The sequence below is a fragment of the Pseudomonas sp. BNK-45 genome, assembly GCF_047456255.1.
Classification (GTDB): Bacteria; Pseudomonadota; Gammaproteobacteria; order Pseudomonadales; family Pseudomonadaceae; genus Aquipseudomonas.
The window spans coordinates 4,284,365-4,301,984 of the sequence record NZ_CP179909.1; the positions used below are offsets into that span (position 1 = coordinate 4,284,365).

General features: G+C 63.3%; 10 protein-coding genes. 5 read left to right on the forward strand and 5 right to left on the reverse strand.

Annotated features, from left to right (window positions below):
* Positions 1 to 13 precede the first annotated feature (13 nt).
* From ACMGG8_RS19635 to ACMGG8_RS19645, 3 genes are read left to right on the forward strand one after another with little or no spacing between them, the layout of a single operon-like run.
* Entirely contained in the window at positions 14 to 976 is a 963-nt protein-coding gene (locus ACMGG8_RS19635) for a carbohydrate ABC transporter permease (RefSeq protein WP_414158220.1), read from the forward strand.
* On the forward strand, positions 973 to 1,815 hold the full coding sequence (locus tag ACMGG8_RS19640; RefSeq protein ID WP_060839253.1) for a carbohydrate ABC transporter permease: 843 nt from the start codon (positions 973 to 975) through the stop codon (positions 1,813 to 1,815). The genes ACMGG8_RS19635 and ACMGG8_RS19640 overlap by 4 nt, the downstream gene beginning before the upstream one ends.
* Before the next feature lie 27 nt (positions 1,816 to 1,842).
* Positions 1,843 to 2,988 carry an ABC transporter ATP-binding protein gene (locus ACMGG8_RS19645; protein ID WP_414158221.1) on the forward strand — a complete coding sequence of 382 codons (1,146 nt, stop codon included), beginning with the start codon at positions 1,843 to 1,845 and terminating at the stop codon, positions 2,986 to 2,988.
* Positions 2,989 to 3,199: 211 nt separating this feature from the next.
* Here the strand turns inward: ACMGG8_RS19645 and ACMGG8_RS19650 are convergent, their stop codons facing one another.
* Entirely contained in the window at positions 3,200 to 4,732 is a 1,533-nt protein-coding gene (locus ACMGG8_RS19650) for a diguanylate cyclase (protein ID WP_414158222.1), read from the reverse strand.
* Positions 4,733 to 4,908: 176 nt separating this feature from the next.
* Entirely contained in the window at positions 4,909 to 5,658 is a 750-nt protein-coding gene (locus ACMGG8_RS19655; protein WP_108543702.1) for a hydroxypyruvate isomerase family protein, read from the reverse strand.
* Positions 5,659 to 5,836: 178 nt separating this feature from the next.
* Here ACMGG8_RS19655 and ACMGG8_RS19660 point away from each other — a divergent pair, with 178 nt between their 5' ends.
* Positions 5,837 to 6,727 (forward strand): LysR family transcriptional regulator, encoded by an 891-nt coding sequence (locus tag ACMGG8_RS19660; RefSeq protein ID WP_414159957.1) that lies wholly within the window; start codon positions 5,837 to 5,839, stop codon positions 6,725 to 6,727.
* Between the two features lie 76 nt (positions 6,728 to 6,803).
* Here the strand turns inward: ACMGG8_RS19660 and ACMGG8_RS19665 are convergent, their stop codons facing one another.
* Positions 6,804 to 7,634, reverse strand: coding sequence for a glutathione S-transferase family protein (locus ACMGG8_RS19665; RefSeq protein ID WP_414158223.1), 831 nt, complete (start codon positions 7,632 to 7,634; stop codon positions 6,804 to 6,806).
* A gap of 25 nt (positions 7,635 to 7,659) precedes the next feature.
* Here ACMGG8_RS19665 and ACMGG8_RS19670 point away from each other — a divergent pair, with 25 nt between their 5' ends.
* Entirely contained in the window at positions 7,660 to 8,376 is a 717-nt protein-coding gene (locus tag ACMGG8_RS19670; protein WP_414158224.1) for a helix-turn-helix transcriptional regulator, read from the forward strand.
* Between the two features lie 137 nt (positions 8,377 to 8,513).
* On the opposite strand, the gene ACMGG8_RS19675 is transcribed toward ACMGG8_RS19670, so the two are convergent.
* Both ACMGG8_RS19675 and fabD read right to left on the reverse strand, forming a co-directional pair.
* Positions 8,514 to 15,479 (reverse strand): beta-ketoacyl synthase N-terminal-like domain-containing protein, encoded by a 6,966-nt coding sequence (locus tag ACMGG8_RS19675; RefSeq protein ID WP_414158225.1) that lies wholly within the window; start codon positions 15,477 to 15,479, stop codon positions 8,514 to 8,516.
* A gap of 26 nt (positions 15,480 to 15,505) precedes the next feature.
* Positions 15,506 to 17,482: an ACP S-malonyltransferase gene (fabD, locus tag ACMGG8_RS19680; RefSeq protein ID WP_414158226.1), complete on the reverse strand. Its 1,977-nt coding sequence runs from the start codon at positions 17,480 to 17,482 to the stop codon at positions 15,506 to 15,508.
* Between the last annotated feature and the right edge of the window lie 138 nt (positions 17,483 to 17,620).

Here is a 17,620-nt window from a genome sequence, read left to right on the forward strand (position 1 = left end):
GAAGGAAATCACCATGTCTGTCTCTACTGTCCATGCCTCCTGTGACGAGCGCCTGCTCACCCGGGAAACGCCCATGCAGCGTCGCCGAGTACGCGCCGCATGGCTGTTTCTGACGCCCATGCTGCTGTGCCTGGCCCTGGTGGCCGCCTGGCCGCTACTGCGCACATTCTGGTTCAGCCTGACCGACGCCAGCCTCGCGGACACCCGTGGCGGCGCCTTTGTCGGCTTGAGCAATTATCTGTTCCACGACGGTTCGCACTGGTCGGGGATCCTGGTCGATCCACAATGGTGGAACGCCGTGCACAACACGCTGTATTTCACCCTGGTCTCGGTGGGCCTGGAAGTCGTCCTGGGGCTGTTGCTGGCGTTGCTGCTGAACATCCAGTTCACCGGTCGCTCCCTGGTGCGTGCGCTGATTCTGATTCCGTGGGCGATTCCCACCATTGTCTCGGCGAAGATCTGGTCGTGGATGCTCAATGACCAGTTCGGCATCATCAACCACATGATGCTCAGCGTCGGCCTGATTGACGCACCTCTGGCCTGGACGGCAGACGCGGGTCTGTCGATGTGGGCGGTGATCATCGTCGACGTTTGGAAGACCTTGCCCTTTGTCACGCTACTGATGCTGGCTGCCTTGCAGATGTTGCCGAGCGATTGCTACGAAGCCGCCAGGGTCGATGGCATTCATCCGCTGAAAGTGTTCTGGCGCGTCACGCTGCCGTTGTTGATGCCGGCATTGCTGGTGGCCACGATCTTCCGCCTCCTCGACTCCCTGCGGGTCTTCGACGTCATCTATGTGCTGACCTCGAATTCGTCCAGCACCATGAGCATGTCGGTCTATGCCCGCCAACACCTGGTGGAGTTCCAGGATGTCGGCTATGGCAGCGCAGCCTCGACCCTGCTGTTCCTGGTCGTTGCGCTGATCGCCATGCTTTACCTCTACCTCGGACGCCGTCAAATGGAGGTTCGAGCATGAGCCCGCGCCTCCTCAAGAAAGCCCTGTGGCGCTGTGGATTCTGGTGCCTGATCGGGATTGTGTTGCTGTATGCGGTCTTCCCTTTCTATTACGCCATCGTGACGTCGCTCAAGCCGTCCAGCGCCCTGTTCGACGTCAGCTACTGGATCGGCACTGCCGACTTCTCCAATTACGCGACGGTACTCCACCAAGCCTCATTCCTGCGGGCGATCGGCAACTCGCTGCTGGTCGCACTGTGCGTGGTGACGCTGGCGCTGTTCCTCAGTGTGACGGCCGCCTATGCCTTGGGACGGGTGAAGTTCCGGGGGCGTGGCACGGTCTTGATGATGGTGCTCGGCGTGTCGATGTTTCCCCAGGTCGCGGTGCTGTCGGGGCTGTTCGAAGTGATCCGCGCTCTGGGCCTGTACAACACCTCTTGGGCGCTGATCCTGAGCTACAGCATTTTCACCCTGCCCTTCACGGTCTGGGTGCTGACCACCTTCATGGGGCAACTGCCTCATGAGCTGGAAGAAGCGGCAATCATGGATGGCGCTTCACCCTGGGTCACGCTGACCCGCGTGCTGTTGCCGCTGCTCTGGCCTGCCCTGGTCACCACTGGCTTGTTGGCCTTCATCGCCGCGTGGAACGAGTTCCTGTTTGCCCTGACCTTCACCCTCACCGACACGCAACGCACGGTGCCGGTCGCCATCGCCCTGATTTCCGGCGGGAGTCCCCATGAGCTGCCTTGGGGGCTGTTGATGGCGGCATCGGTGCTGGTCACCGTGCCCTTGGTGATCCTGGTGCTGATCTTCCAGCGCCGAATCGTTTCCGGTCTCACCGCCGGCGCCTTAAAGGGTTGATGCCCAACAACTACAAGGAACAGCATCGTGATCAAACTGAAGCTAGATAAGGTGAACAAACAATTGGGCGGCGCGCGGATTCTTCGCGACGTCAGCCTGGAGATCGCTGCGGGTGAATTCGTGGTGTTCGTTGGCCCTTCGGGCTGCGGAAAGTCGACCCTGCTGCGACTGATCGCAGGACTGGATTCGATCTGCGCCGGCGACCTGTTGATTGATGGACGACGGGTCAATGACCTGGAGCCGCGCGAGCGCGGCGTCGGCATGGTGTTTCAGTCCTATGCGCTGTACCCGCACATGAGCGTCTACGACAACATCGGTTTCGGTCTCAAGCTGGCCAAGACGGATAAAAGCAGCCTGCGCGAGCGGGTGCTGAAAACGGCGCAAATCCTGCAGTTGGACAAACTGCTGCAACGCAAGCCAAAGGAACTCTCCGGAGGGCAGCGTCAGCGTGTGGCCATGGGCAGGGCCATGGCGCGGGAGCCGGACATCTTGTTGTTCGATGAGCCGCTGTCCAACCTGGACGCGTCCTTGCGGGTGCAGATGCGCAACGAAATCGCCCGGCTGCACGTTCGACTCAGCTCGACCATCATCTACGTCACCCACGATCAGGTGGAGGCCATGACCCTGGCCGACAAGATTGTCGTGCTCAATGGCGGCCACGTGGAGCAGGTCGGCTCGCCTCGCGAACTCTACGAACGCCCGGCCAGCCGCTTCGTCGGCGGTTTTCTCGGCTCGCCCAGAATGAACTTTCTGGCGGCGCGCCTGCACGCCCCCGGCGAAACCAGCCGGGTGGAGACCTCGGTGCTGGGCATGACCGCCCTGCCCTTCGACAGCTCGAACCTGACGGCCGGCACGCCCCTGAGCTTGGGGGTTCGCCCGGAGCACATGTCGCTCAAGGCCGCGCAAGGAACCGGCGGCCTTGTCGTGGCCGGGGTCGAGTACCTGGGGAGCGAAACCTACGTGCACCTCGAAACCGATCAGGACGAGCCGCTGGTCTGTCGCTGCGAGGTCAACGCCGGATGGCAGGCAGGTGATCGAGTCGAGCTGCAGCTGGAAATCGACAACCTGCATCTGTTCGATGCCGACGGCACGGCCTTGAAGCGGCACCCGCCGGCCATTGAGAACCTGCCGAATGACCGCTCTCGACGCTCTGCCCAAGCACGCGCCCTATGACCTGGCGACCCGATGCCTGTTACTCCGGACCTTGCGCGGCGCACTGAGTGACGGCCTCATCCAGGCTCATCCACCCGGCGATCATATGGCTCCACCGGCAGGCTGATCGCCTTGCACTGCAGCGACCCAGGTCGTCAAGCCACCCTGCTTTAGGTTGCCGGGGCGCTGCGGCCTCTGGTGCCTGATCCTGGTCGCCCGGGCTGCCGAGCGTCTAGCGGTCGGCCGCCTGCACTTGGTCCCGGCCCATTGCTTTTGCACGGTACATCGCGGTATCAGCACGCCGAATGAAGGCGTCGAACGACTCTGACGCAATCCATGTGGCAACGCCGAAGCTGCAAGTCACCCGGCCACTATCCTCAAAGGGCTGGGTGTTTATCAGCGCCCGAAGCTTTTCTGCCAGCAGCCTTGTATGGTTCAGCTCGCTATCCGGGCAGATCAACGCAAACTCCTCTCCGCCTGTTCTGCACAGCAGATCGGTTTGCCGTGTTGCCGAACTTATTCGGGCGCACAAGGCCTGCAGAACCTTATCGCCACATTGATGGCCCCAGCGGTCGTTGATGTGCTTGAAGTGATCAACGTCAAACATGATCAGCGACAGCGGGCGGTGTTGCACGTTCGCCTCGATGAGCAGGCGCGCCATCAACTCTTCGAAGTATCGGCGGTTATAGACGCCGGTCAGGTGATCGGTGATGTTCAGCACGCGCAGGTCTTGCGTGCGTTCATCCACCAGCGACAGGGCGCGGGCGCGCTGGGTAATCAGCAAGTACACCATCAAGGTCAACAGCAGCGACAACCCTGTTCCGAACACGACAATCAGGCTGATGGACAGGGTGTAGCTGTTGGCGGCGAGAAATGTTGCGCCGGGTCGAAACTGGACCAGGTAATCCTGGTCGGCGACTTTCAGCAGCCGCTGCGCGTACAGCGCCGAAGGGGCTGCGGGAGCCAGGCTCTGATAGATGTCTTCCCCTTGCTGCTGGTTGTCGATCAATGAAAGCGTCACGTTCAATCGTTGCAGGCTGGGTAATGGAATGCCCTGTTCCATCAGGGACGCCAAGCGCACGCTGGAGACAACGAAGCCCTGCAAATCTGCATCGTGCAATGGCACCTCAGGCGGCGTCTTGAACACCGGTGCGACAAAGAAAACCCCCGATTGTCCATTGGTCATTTTCAAGGGTTCCGACACCACGATTTCGCCTGTTTCCCGGGCCTTGTTCATCAAGGCCTGGCGACCCGGGCGAGCCAGAATATCCATGCCGGGCAAGACCTTCACGTCATCGCGCTTCAATAAATAGAGCAATATCCAGTGCTCCGGCCGGCTGCTAAGCGGGACTCTGTCACCGCTGACGGGATCAATTTCATGATATGAAAAATCACCGGTGCCGTTGAGCAGCGCCTTGGCACGAAACCCTTGCAGATCCTTCTCGGGAATCCTGGCCACCCAGCTATAGGCTTCGTCCTCGCCAACCAGAGGCGTGACAAATCCCAGAAACTCCTTTTCAGTGACATCGTCGGCGTTGACAAAGAAACGCCGCACCACGTCCAGTTTCAAGACTTGAGTATTAAAGCGTCGTTGCAGGCGACTGAATCTTTCGTCGACCTCCAGTTGAAAGGCAACGCTGACGGTACGCTGCTCTGCCCCGACAAACAGGATCAACACCAATAGCGTGATGGCCACCCCGGCCAGGCACACCAGGGCGCAAAGGGTCACGTCCGATGCTTTGAGCACATTCCCACGAGTAGACATTCGTTTGTGTTCCTTGCTCATCGCCAAAAACAGCATGCCGTGACCTGAAGTACTGTCGAAGTATCGGCATGCTTGTCGTGATCTTTATCAATCTGGCGTGAGAGCAAGGGGCTTGTTCTTCGGCTGATGCTGGCCGGTGCGGTCGTTCGCGACGGCCAGCCACCCACCATCAAGCGCTAGGCATCGTGCAACTTGAGCCAACCCAAGCTTGCCGCAGTCGTGCTGGAAGGACGGTATTCACAGCCGATCCATCCCGCGTATCCACGGTGTTCCAGGGCGGCAAACAATGGCGCAAAGTCAACCATGCCGGTCCCCGGCTCATGGCGACCTGGGCAGTCCGCAACCTGTACGTGGACCGTTCGCTCATAAAACTGGTCCAGAACAGTTGCGGCGTCGCCGGTCAAAAGCTGTGCATGGTACAGATCGAGAATCAGCCCCACACTCGGGAAGGCTTCCAGCACCTGGAGCGCCTTGCCGAAATCCGACAGGTAGTACCCCGGGATTTCCCTTGGGCTTATCACTTCGATCAGAGGCTGCAACCCCTGATCCTGAAAATAGCCGACGGCATATTCCAAGTTGCTCATGAAACGCGGCGCAGCCGAAACCTGTTCAGTAATCCCGGACATGACGTGCACCTTCGAGCAGCCCAAGACCTTTGCATACCTGGCGGCCAAGGCCAGACCCTCACGAAACTCTTCTTCCTTGCCTTGCAACGCAGCCAAGCCCTTGGTGACTCCGGCCGGGGCCGCGAACTGGATCAGGGGCAGGGAATATTGAGTCAAATGTGCGGCCAGTTGACTGGCTTCAAATGCATAGGGTGAAGGAAACTCCACTGCCTTGAATCCGGCCGCCGCTGCCGCTTCGATCCGCTGGAGAAAGGGCAAATCGTTGAACTGGAAGCCGAGATGAGCGTTGAACTTGAGCATTGAGTAAAAATCCGTTTTGAAAGAGGCAAGTCATCGGCCCGGGCACGAGCCTCGAAAAGGCGACAACACCGTTAGCGCCGGCATATTAGTCAGGCCCATCCATCACGAAAAATATTATGTTGTGATTGTTTTCATCACTGATTGTTATGCTTCGGCTTTCGATCCGAGCATGACTGGCATGAATCTCAAAGCGTTGATGTGCTGCGTAGAAGTTGCGCGGCAAGGCAGTTTCACCAAAGCCGCGCAGAGCCTGCACATTGCCCAACCGGCATTGAGCATGGCCGTTACTCGATTGGAAGAGGAACTGGGCGTTACCCTTTTCAACCGCGCAGCACGAAAAATCACCGTCACCGCTGAAGGCAAAAGCTTTCTCGCCCGTGTCGAAGTCGCTTTGCTGGAACTCGACATGGCCCGCCAGGAGCTGCGGGATCTGTCGCAGTTGCAGCGTGGCGAGATTCGTCTCGGCGTGCCTCCCATGTACGGGATCAACTACATTCCGCAGGTACTCAACGCCTTTGGCAAAAGTTATCCAGGTATCGTCATGACGGTGGTCGAAGGCAGTGCGGATGACATCAGCCAACGCCTGGAAAACCGTGACATCGATGTCGCCCTGCTGGAGTCCCGTCGAGTGGCGAGCGGATGGGACTCGGTTGTGTTGGGCACCGACGAGATGGTCATGTGCATGAACGAAGACCACCCACTTGCGCGCCAGGCCTTTATCGAGGCCTCGCGTCTGCAAGATGAAAAAATGGTGCTTTTTGACCAGACCTTCCTGCAACGCCATATGTTCGATGCCTTCTGCGAAGCCGCCGGCACCCGCTATCGAATAGCATTGCAGAGCAATTTTGTCTCGCTGGTCATCCAGGCAACACTGGATGGAATGGGCGCCTCTACCCTGCTGCGCTCCATTCAACACTCCGTACCCGGCTTGCAGGGGATTCCCTTCAAACCGGCACAGGTCATGAGTTTCAGTCTGTGCTGGCGAGCGGACGAATATCTGTCCGTGGCAAACCGGCGATTCGTCGAGTTTGCCCAGACAACCGGTTTCTTCGGTAAGGATCCCGCCTGACAGGCAATGGAGTTGCAACGCACCACGCCACCGATATCGGCTGCCAGCCCTCAAGTGCCCAGCGGACGCCTTGAGCTTACAGGGCTTGTGCTGCCGTCTGCTTCCAGGCATCAAGCGCCTGGACTTGCATGAACCAGCGCTGGAGATTGGGCAGATGCGTCACCGGGAACTTGGCCCGGTGCTGATCAGCCAGCGGTGCGGCTATCGCCAGGTCGGCCAGCGAAAGACCGCTGTCGCAAATCCATTGGCGATGACCGAGGTGCGCCTCAAGAATGTTTGCAGCCTCAGTCACCCCTTGTTCTGCGCGAGCGACCTCAACGGGATCGGGCGCCCCCATTCCAGCCAAGGACTTGATCGAGTTCTCCCAGTTAAGAATGCCGATGCCCGGCATGAAGGACTGCCCGCACCAGAACAGCCAGCGGTTGACGTCTGCGCGGCCACGGGGTTCGCCGGGATAAAGGGTCTGACCTGGGACCAGATCCGCCAGGTACTGCATGATGGCGCAAGACTCCCAGAGTACCCATCCATCATGTTCGAGAACCGGAACCCGATGATTCGGGTTCAGTTGCAGAAACTCGGGAGCGTTCTGCTCCCCTTTAAACAGATCCACCGGCACCAGGTCGAGCTCGATTTCGAGGTCATGGGCGGCCATCAGCACTCGGCGGCTGCAAGTCGACGCTGGATGGTAGTGAAGACGCATGGTTCTAGCTCCTTTGGGGTGATCAATGCTGCCATTGTCTTTCTGCGCACTGACAGAAAATGGCAGCAGTGATGCAGTGCCTGGATCGGCGCTCATCAGCCGGCCAGGAACGTTGCTCCTGAAAGGTCGCTGCCATTGAGCATCCCCCACCGCGCGGTGCAAACAGTGCTTTGAGTCACTGCCGGATAATGGCAGGATCTCGCGCAAATCACGCCGCCAGCTAAGCCTCTCCATGTCCCGCACCGAAAGATTATTTGCTCTGATCCAGACCCTGCGCAGCCATCGTTTTCCGGTGACGGGCCGTCAGTTGGCCAAAGAACTGGGGATCAGCCTTCGTACGCTGTACAGGGATATCGCAACACTGCAGGTGCAAGGAGCCAACATCGAAGGAGAGCCTGGGCTCGGTTACGTGTTGCGCCCCGGCTTTATGCTCCCGCCGCTGATGTTCACCGAGGAGGAAATAGAGGCCCTGGTCCTGGGTTCTCGCTGGGTGTCCGAGCGTGCCGACCTGCAACTGAGCAGCGCCGCAAAGGGCGCATTGGCAAAAATAGCCTCGGTGTTGCCCCAGGATCTGCGCACCGCGCTGGACGCCAACTCACTGGTGGTGGGCAAAGGCGATCAGACACAAACAGAGGCCATCGATCTGTCGCAGATCCGAAGGGCCATTCGAGTCGAGCACAAGGTACTGATCCATTACCTGGATCTGAAAGGAACGCGTTCAGAGAGAACGATCTGGCCCGTTGCCCTGGGCTATTTTGACCGTGCTCGAATGCTGGCCGGGTGGTGCGAACTGCGGCAAGAGTTCCGTCACTTCAGGACGGATCGCATATCGGCATTGCAGGTAACGGCCGAGCGCTACCCGCGGCGCAGGCAAGCCCTGCTCAAAGAATGGCGCGAGGTGGACAGGCTCGAGCGACAACAACGGCCGCCGCTGCAGCAGGTGCCTTAGGATCGGGACCTCGGCCAGGCTCCGACAACCGATCCGCATTTCACCGAAACTCACGGACTCGCGCCCAGCCCCACAGGCCTTCAGGTCCGCAATCGGTCGAGCTCATTGCGCCCCCTGCCACGCCCTCTGCCTGGGCCTCATGAACCTGAATCAATGCCTGTCCACGCCCACACCCCCTCATCAACCGCCAGCCTCTCCAGTAACCGGCAATAGTCGCCAAACATCGCCTCCACCCGTTCCGGTACCAGCCGATCGGCTGCAAGGTCCCAGTGGATCAACAAGGTCTCCCGGGTCTCGATACCGAGGTTGTCCAGCGCCACACCATGGGTGCGGCTGGCGCCTTTGACCAGCCTCGCGCCCGCCGGCAGATCCAGCGCTCCCTGTGGATTGAGCCGGGTAAACACCACCGGAAAATCCAGCTTGCGTGGTCGCTGCTTGTCCGTGGCCATCTTGCGCAGCGCCTGCAGGCCGCTGGTGCCGCTGCGTTGCTGGTCTTCGCTGAAGATCCGATCGCAACGTCGGGCCTGCTCCAGGAGCGTCAGGGGCTCGTTGTCGAAATCGATCCAGCTCAAGGTGGTGAAGTCGCCCACCAGGGTATCGATCTGCGGATGCACCGGTGGCCGCGTCCACCCCGGGGCCACCAGGGTAAAGCCTGGCGTGGCGCCGTGTTTTGCCAGGCTCCAGGCATAGGCGCTGATCAGCAAGGCGTCGGCCGAGACGGCGGCTCGCTGCAGGCGCTCGCGCAGCGCTGGCCAACTGTCCAGGCGGTACTCGTATTCCAGGTACGGGCCATGGCCGTCCTGGCGCTCATGCACCTGCGGCCCCTGGGGCAGCCGGCGGAACTTTTCCTGCCAGTAAAGCGCGGCGTCCCGCGCTGCGGGCGAACGCTGGTACTGCCCCAGCGCTTCGATGTAGTCGGCGAAATGCAGGGTCAGCGCTGGCAGTGACTGGCCGTGGTACAGAGCGAGCAGTTGCCGGATCAACAGGTCCCGGCTGGGCAGGTCGACCAGCAGCAGGTCCACCCCCAGGTGCACCAGGCTATGGGCTTCATCCAGCCGGCTGACCTTGAGTTCGGCATGGGGCCAGTCGCCCAGCGCCGTCACCCGGCCGAGCATCGCGTCGGCGATCCGGGCACAACTGACGCCCTGCTCCAGGGTTTCCAGTGGCACCTCGGGCACTGTTTCCAGGGTCTGCTGGGTGCCATTGGGCAGAATCCGCGTGCGCAGCATCGGATGCCGCGCCACCAACTGTTGCCAGGCCCGGGCCAGCCGCGAAACATCGAGGGCCTCGATGCTGACCGCCAGGTAGAGATGCGAGCTGCCCTGCCCCCGGTGCAGCGCTCGGCTGAAGGCGTAGGCCTGCTGTTGATCGGTCAAGGCAAAGGGCTGTGCCGGCGCAGCAGCGGGCGTCAGATGAAAAGGCGCCGCAGGTGGCAATCCGCAGGCGCTCACCCCTCGCCAGTCGGCGTCTGCGTCCGCCAGGCTGACCAGCAACCGGCAATAATCGGCAAACATCTGCTCGATCAGGCCGTCGGGATAGCAGTCGATGGCCACGTCCCAGCTGAAGTTCAGTGCACCGCCCTGCTCCCGCATCTGGTGATCGAGATTGACCTGCGGCGTCTGGGTCACGCAGTAGTGCTGGGCATCGCCAAAGCTCGGCGCGCTGTCGATCAGCGGGTTGTTGAGCATCGAGGTGAAGACCACCTCGCCGCTGCACAAAGACACTGACGAGGCACCACGGCGGCGGACTTCCCGCAGCGCGGCGACACCGCCGACACTGGCGTGGTCCAGGTCCTCCAGCAATTGGCGCTGCACCCCTTGCGTCCAGTCGGCGAGGTTCGCATCCCCCGCAGCGGCAAAGGCAAAGAACTGCGTCGAGATCAACGGCCCGACCAGGCGCTCAATCCCCGGGTGCAGGGGAAATCGGCCATAGCTGGTGCAGATCAGGGAAAACCCCTGACCGGCATTGGCCTGCTGCAGGATCAAGCCGAACAGGCCAAGCAGCAGCGCAGTGCCGGACACCTGCAAGGCGGCGCCCTGCTCCTTGAGTCGCTGCCAGCGGTGGCGCTCCAGGCTCCAGGCCAGCCGTCGACGCTCGCGGCCCGCAGGGCGCGATGCCTTGGGCAGCAGCAGGCCCGCAGGGGCCCGCGCCAGTTTGTCGAGCCAGTACTGCAGGTCGCGCCGGTAGCGCGGCGAGTCCTTGAACGCCTCCAGCGCCTGCTGATAGTCGCGGAACGTCACCCCCAGGTCCGGCAAGCCGGCAGCCGGATCCTGATAGATCATCAGCCACTGCTGCAGCAGCACCTCCAGCGAAGTGGCATCGACAATCAGCTCGTCGATGCTCAGGTGCACCCGGCTGACTTGCCGGTCCAGCAGCGACACCGCGACCTCAAAGAGTCGGTCCTGGCCGACGTGGTAAACCTTGAGCGACATCGCGGCGCGAAGATCGGCCAGGGCGCGTTCGCGCTCCTCGGTGGTGCTGCGGCGCAAATCACGGGTCTTGAAGCGATAGCCAGCCCCTGGCGTGACCTGTTGACGGCCATCTTCCAGCAGCCTGAGCCGCAGTGCGTCGTGGTGCAGCACCAGGCGATTCCACGCCTGATTGAGCCGGTACAGGTCCAGGTTCGGCCAGTCGAACTCCAGGTAGATATGACACCCCACCCGTTCCGCCTCGGGTAGCAACTGGCGCCCCGACAGGAACGATTGCTGGATGTCGTTGAGTGCAAAAGGCTCTTGGGCAGCCTCGGGGGCCGGTTGCAACAGCGGCCCCTGCGCAGCCTCGGCATGCCGTGGGAGTGCCGACAGGCTGGCTTCCACCTCGGCAAGACTCAAGTAAGGGCTCAACTGCGCCAGGGAGAGCGACAGGTGCAACTCCTGCTCGAGCCTGGCCTTGAGGCCCAAAGCCCCCAGGGAATTCAGGCCCAGGCTGGCCAGGCTGCGGGACGCGCAACCGGCGAGCGTCTGCGGATCACAGCCCAACACCTCGGCGAGTACCTGGCGCGGGCTGTTCTGCGACGGGCTGGCCTGTTTCAGGGCCTGGGCCTGGGCCTGGCGCGGGGCCAGCCAATGACGTTCCTGCGCGAAGGCGTATCCCGGCAGGCTCACTCGCCGGGGTTGATCCAGGCGCCGCAGCGTACGCCAGTTCAGGTTCGCACCTTGGCGCCAGGCATCGGCCAGCGTCGGCCAGTCGCGGTCCGCCAGGGCCCGGGCCACCGCGGCAGCGTCCTCTGGCGCCGGCTCCGCCACCGGCAACAGCTCGTCCCCCACGCCCAGGGCCAGTTCATCGAGCCGTTGTTGCAGGCAGGCCCTGCTGTCCACCACGCAGGCCCAGCGGCACTGAAGGGCCGTGCGCCCCACTTGCAAGGTATGGGCGATGTCGGCCAGCGACAGCTCTGGACGCTGGTCGATCGCCTGGCTCAGGCGCCTCGCCTGCGCCCGCAGCCGTTGCCCATCCAGCGCCGACAGCAGGATCAGTTGCGGCCCGACAGCCGCCACAGCCTCCCGCGGACGAGCGACAAACTCCTCCACCACCAGGTGGGCATTGACGCCGCCGAAGCCATAACTGTTGATGCTCGCCCGACGCGGCAAGGGTTCACCTTGTGCATCCCGAAGCGCCGGCCAGGGGCGATTTTCAGCCTCGAACGCCAGTAGCTGCGGATCGACGCTGATGGTCGGGCTGAGCTGCCGATAGCCGGGGATGCCCGGCAGATGCTGGCGTTTCATGGCATCGATCACCTTGAACAACGCCGCCATGCCGGACGCCAGTTCACAGTGCCCGATCAGTGGTTTCAGGCTGCTGATGTTCCAGGGCGCACCGGCTGGCGCGTCGCCGCTCAACAGGCGGCGTGCGGCCTGGATCGCGTCGACTTCAATGGCATCGCCCATCGTCGACCCGGTGCCATGGGCTTCCACATGGCTGACGGTGTGTGGCGCCACTCCAGCGGCGCGGTAGGCGGCGACCATCGCCGCCTGCATGCCGTGGTGATCCGGCGCGGTCAACGAAAGCCCGCGTCCGCCATGGCCCACGCCACTGCCGATGATCTTCAGGTGAATCCGATCACCGTCGCGCAGGGCATCGGCCAGGGGCTTGAGCAACAGCACGCCCACCCCTTCGGAACGCACATAGCCGTCGGCCCCGGCCTGGAACGACCGGGTCTGTGCCTGTTCGCTGAGCAAGCCCATTTGCCGGTAGCCGGCGGTTTCAGCAGGCGACAGCAGCAGGTTGACCGCGCCAACCAGCGCCTGCCGGCACTCGCCGGCCCTGATTGCCTGCATGGCCCGATGCAGCGCCACCAGCGCCGATGAGCAAGCGCTGTTGCAGTATTCGCTGGGACCGCGCAGATCGAGGAACCAGGAAATCCGGTTGGCGTACATGCACGGCGCCGACGAGGTCAGTCGAAACGGGCTGGCCGGGGGCGCCTCGACGAGGTCGCGGTACTCGCTCGGCGCGGCGGCGATAAACACCCCCGTAGGATGACGGGCGAACTCCGGGGCACTGATCGCGGCATCTTCGAGTGCCCACCAGGCGTGCTGCAAAAGCAACCGTTGCTGTGGGTCCATCAGCGCCGCTTCTGCCGGCGAAAGGCCAAAGAAGCCGTGATCGAAATACTCGATGCCATCGAGATAGCCGCCCGGCGGCCCGTCCATCGCGCGTTCGGGCGGTATCGGCCGCAGCTGGCTGACGCCGTCGCCAATGGCGGCCCAGAACCCCTCCAGGTCGCCACCGGGAAAGGCCCCGCTGATGCCAATCACCGCCAATGCATGCTCGGCGCTGGCAGGCGTCGGCTCAGACGTGGCCGCGGGGGTCGCGATGGGGGCCGCCCCCTGGGGCGTTGCGAGGCGTTCCTGCAGCGCGGCGACGATCTTTTCGAAGTGGTTGTAGCGAAAGAAGAAGCTCGGCTCCAGGGCCAGGCCCAAGCTCATGGCCAGTTGTTCACTGAGCGCCAGCAGATCGGCGGAATCCAGCCCCAGCTCCATCAGGCTGTGGCGTGGCGAAACCCGGCTGTCCAGGGCCAGGCCCAGGCAACGATTGACGCCCTGGCGAACCGCTTCGTCGATGGCCAGCGTCGGTGTGGCAGCCAGGGTCGGGGGCGGCGTCAGTTCCTGACGCTGGCGGCTGGCCAGGTCATAGCGCACCAGGACCCCGTGCCCGTGGTTGTCGGCATCGGCGGGACGATAACCGGGCACCAGGCGCTCGATGCGCGCACCGTGCAACTCGTGGAAGCGCAACACCGGGTCCAGCAGCACGCCGCGCTCGTCACGGCCATGGAGGTAGTCCGCCTGGGCCAGGTGCCGGTGCTTGGGATAGTCCTTGCAACGGGTGACGCCGACCACCGTGTCGACACCGTTGCGCAGGGTGCAGTATTGCAGCATGAACTCCAGCAACTGATCGCCATAGCCGCTGTATTGATGTTCCGGCAGGATGTTCAGGCTCTGGATCTGCACGGTGCTGCCCTGGCCGTGAAACAGCTGGTCGACCGTGGCGAAGTTCACCGCGAACAGCTCCTCGATGCGGGCGATGCGCTGGGAGTAGATCACCCCGACCAACGCCCCCTGGAACTCCAGCGCCAGTTGCCCGGCGGGGTCCTGGCTCAAGCGGCGGCGCAGGATGGCCGCGTCCACCCGCCCGCCTTCGGGCCAGCAGGCCTGCTCCAGCGCCAGCAGTGCCGGCATGTCCGCCAGCGTCACCGGGCGCACACGGTAATCACGGGCCCGGTAGCAGCCACTGCTGGCCTCGCAGTCGATGCCGTCCAGGGGCCGCGGGTGCAAGCTCCCCGGGTCGGCAAACAACCCGGCGCCTGCCAGCGCCATCAGGTACTGCGCCGCCTCCACCGGGTAGTCACAGGCAAAGTGATCGGCCCGGGGCCCGTTCGGGCGCCAGTGCCGCTCGCTGAGCAGGATCGGTTGATCGCCGATCAGGCTCGCCAGTGCGTGGGCCGAAGCATCGAGGCTGCCAAGCACCTGGGCGCCTGTCAGCGGCTGGCCGTCGGCCCCCAGGTAAAAGCGCGACGGGGCCTGGGCCGTTGCTGGCGGCGAGCTCGGTTGCGGCGCTCGGCGATTGAGCTGGCCAATGCCCAGCCACAGGATGCGCGCATCGGCCCCTACACCCGCATCCCGCAGCCGCTGGCGCAGCGCCGACGGATCGCCGGGCACGGCGTGCTCAAGCGTCAGCCATTGCAGGGGGTAGCTGTCCAGCGCCCGGCCCCGGGCCGTGTGTTGGCGCAGCCACTGGCGCAGTTCGTTCGAGCAAGTGCCGTCCTGGTCGCCGAGCTGGACGATCCAGTCCGGCTGTGCCGACAGCGGCTGGGCATCGAAGACCTTGCCCAGCAACTGTTCCAGCGCCGGTCGATCCCCCGGCCAGAGCAGCGACGCCCCTGCCCCCTCAAGCCAGTGCAGCACCTCGGTCCACGGCTGGCCCTGGCTGAACAGCAGGTCGTCGAGGATGGCGGGCAAGCTGGCGTAATACTCCAGGAACGGCGCACTCAACCGCTCGGCCAGCAGCGCCCGCCGTTCGGGGTTGAGCACCAGGTGCCGTTCTTCCCGACGCACCCACTGCTGGCTGCGCAGGAAATCACTCAGCCGCCGGCTGCCTTCGGCGTCGCTCTGCTGAACGTCGATGCGGCGCGGGTCGACCCGGCCCGTGCCGAGGTCCAACCCGCCGTTGAGTTGCAGCCGGTGCAGCAGCACCAGGGCCAGCAACTGGTTCAGGCCCTGAACAAAGGCCGGACAGTGCAGGTTCCAATCCAGCGCCGCGCACTCCAGGCAACGCCACAGGCCGGGCATGTCCTCGGTGCGCGGTAGCCGCTGCGGCGCCAACCGGGAAAACAGCTCGGCCACTTCCATGGGCAGGGTGCCGATGGCCGATGCCCGGCCGCTGAAGAAATACTCGTCCTCGGCGGGCTGGCTCAGCCAGCCAAACGCCTTCAGGCCATCAAAGGCCACCCGCAACGGGCCGTCGTTGATCGAGGCGGCGGCGACAAAAGGCGCAAAGCCGAACGGCCGGTTGATGCCTCGGCGCGAGATCAGTTGCCGGCTTTCCAGGCTCAGCACCGTGGCGATGAAAAACAGCTGATCGGTGAAGCTGGGGTGCAGGGGCTTTTCCATGACAGGGCCTCCAGTGGCGTGTGCCGTCACGAAAAGGCCGCGGTGCTTTGCACGCTCTTGACCAGTTTGGTCAGCACCTCACCCGGTCCGAGCTCCTCGAACTCGAACCGGCCCTGGCGCATCAGGTACTGCACGGTATCGAGCCAGCGCACCGAGCCGCAGATTTGTTGGGTCAGGGTCTCCACCAGCGCCTGGTCCCGATAAGGCGCGGCGTTGATGTTGGCGATCACCGGGGTGTGCAGCGGCGCATAGTCGAACGTCGCGAGGTAGTCGCCAAAGGCCTGCATCGCACCTTGCATGTAGCGCGAATGGAAAGGCGCGCTGACCGGCAGCACCACGAAGGTGATGTCCAGCGCCTGGAAGATTTCCCTGGCTTCGCTGAGCGCCTCCACCGGTCCGGCGAGCACCACCTGGGATGGCGAGTTGTAGTTGGCAACGTCCAGTGCATCGAGCCCGTGCTGCGCCAGCAGCGAATGGACCTCATCGGGGCTGCGGCCAATCACCGCGGCCATGCTGCCGCCGGTGGCGAGGGCCATCAGTTCGCCGCGCTTCTTCACCAGTTTCAATCCGGTTTCGAAGGAGAACGCCCCCGCGGCAAACAGCGCGCAATATTCCCCCAGGCTGTGGCCGGCGAGAAAGTCGGCTTTACGCGGATCCGCCTGCTGCTTGGCGAGAAACGCCAGGGCTCCGACGGTGTAGAGCGCCGGTTGGGTGAAGCGGGTGTTGGACAACTGCTGGTCGGGGTCTTCCAGGCACAGGGTCTTGAGGGAGTACCCCAGAATGGCGTCGGCTTGCGCCACGTGCTCGGGGAACTGCTCGAACAGCTCGGCGCCCATGCCCAGCCGCTGCGAGCCCTGGCCGGGAAACACATACACCCGTTTCGGCCCGGCCGGTGCTGGCGTGGCGGGACGCTGGACCAGCCGCGGCGCCGGCACCTCAACCGCTGGCACGGCCGCCGCGGCGGGCACGGCCGGTGGCACAGGGTTGGCCGGCAAGGGCTGCAAGGCTCGGCCGAGGGTCAGCACCTCGTCGAATTTCTCCAGGTCGCGGCCGAACGGGCTCAGCACCGAGACAATCGTCGGCAAGGCCCGATCGCGAATATTCTGCTTGATCAGGTTGGCCAACGTGCCGCTGGGGCCGAGGTCGAGGTAGATCATCGCCTCGCCGCGCTCGGCGGCCTCGGCCTCGATCCGCGCCAGGGTCTGGGAGAAACGGATCGGCTGGCGGATGCTCTGCCAGTAGTGGTCGCTGTCGAAGCGGTGCATGTCCGGGGTGTCCAGGCAGGAGATCACCGGGATCTGTGCCGGGTTGAAGCGGGTCTGGCCGAGCAGCGCCTCGACCTGGGGCTTGAGAAACTCGATATGCCGCGAATGAAAGGCCTGATTGACCGGCAGGCGCTGGAACACCACATCCTGCGCACTGAGCTGGCGCTCGGCTTCGGCAATGGCGCTGGACGGGCCGGCCACCACCATCAGCGACGGCGCATTGTAGGCGGCGATATCACAGTGCTGGTGCAGCGCCGGCAGTTGTTGATACAGCGATTGCGCGGCCAGGATCGCCAGCATCGCGCCCTCCCCCGAGGGGGCCTGCTGCTGGTGGAACAATTGCCCCTGGCGTACCGCCAGGCGGATCGCCTCAGGCAGCGACACGACCCCGGCCAGCGCCGCGGCGGCCAGTTCGCCGAGGCTGGCGCCCAGCAGATAGTCCGGGGTGATCCCGTGCTCGATCAGGGTCTTGCCCAGGGCGTATTCGATCATGAAGATCGCCGGGTGGCTCAGGCGCACATCATCGAACACCTTCGAACGCGGATTGTTGTCGTGATAGATCCCGGCGATCAGCGATTGCCCCAGCTCGGCGTGAACCAGGCTGTCGAGCTCGTTCATCCAGCGGTGGAAGCGCGAATTGTTCTGATAGAGCTCGCGGCCCATCTGATAGAACTGGCAGCCCTGGCCGGGAAACATGAACACCACGCAAGACGTCTGTCCCTGAAAAAGATACGGCATAAATTTCGTCCTGAAATGGATGGCTGACGTGACGGCTCGCAGTATAGGAGCCGATCTGAAACGGCCTGCGACGTCGACAAAAAAAATCTTCGGGGGCCTTCGCCCGCGCCCGCTATGCTCCTCGGGCGGCCACATCTG

What these genes read in the sequence shown, in the direction of transcription:
- ACMGG8_RS19635 (WP_414158220.1), top strand. Translation starts at nt 14, where the DNA reads ATGTCTGTCTCTACTGTCCATGCCTCCTGTGACGAGCGCCTGCTCACC.
- ACMGG8_RS19640 (WP_060839253.1), top strand. Translation starts at nt 973, where the DNA reads ATGAGCCCGCGCCTCCTCAAGAAAGCCCTGTGGCGCTGTGGATTCTGG.
- ACMGG8_RS19650 (WP_414158222.1), bottom strand. Translation starts at nt 4,732, where the DNA reads ATGTCTACTCGTGGGAATGTGCTCAAAGCATCGGACGTGACCCTTTGC.
- ACMGG8_RS19655 (WP_108543702.1), bottom strand. Translation starts at nt 5,658, where the DNA reads ATGCTCAAGTTCAACGCTCATCTCGGCTTCCAGTTCAACGATTTGCCC.
- ACMGG8_RS19660 (WP_414159957.1), top strand. Translation starts at nt 5,837, where the DNA reads ATGAATCTCAAAGCGTTGATGTGCTGCGTAGAAGTTGCGCGGCAAGGC.
- ACMGG8_RS19670 (WP_414158224.1), top strand. Translation starts at nt 7,660, where the DNA reads ATGTCCCGCACCGAAAGATTATTTGCTCTGATCCAGACCCTGCGCAGC.
- ACMGG8_RS19675 (WP_414158225.1), bottom strand. Translation starts at nt 15,479, where the DNA reads ATGGAAAAGCCCCTGCACCCCAGCTTCACCGATCAGCTGTTTTTCATC.
- fabD (WP_414158226.1), bottom strand. Translation starts at nt 17,482, where the DNA reads ATGCCGTATCTTTTTCAGGGACAGACGTCTTGCGTGGTGTTCATGTTT.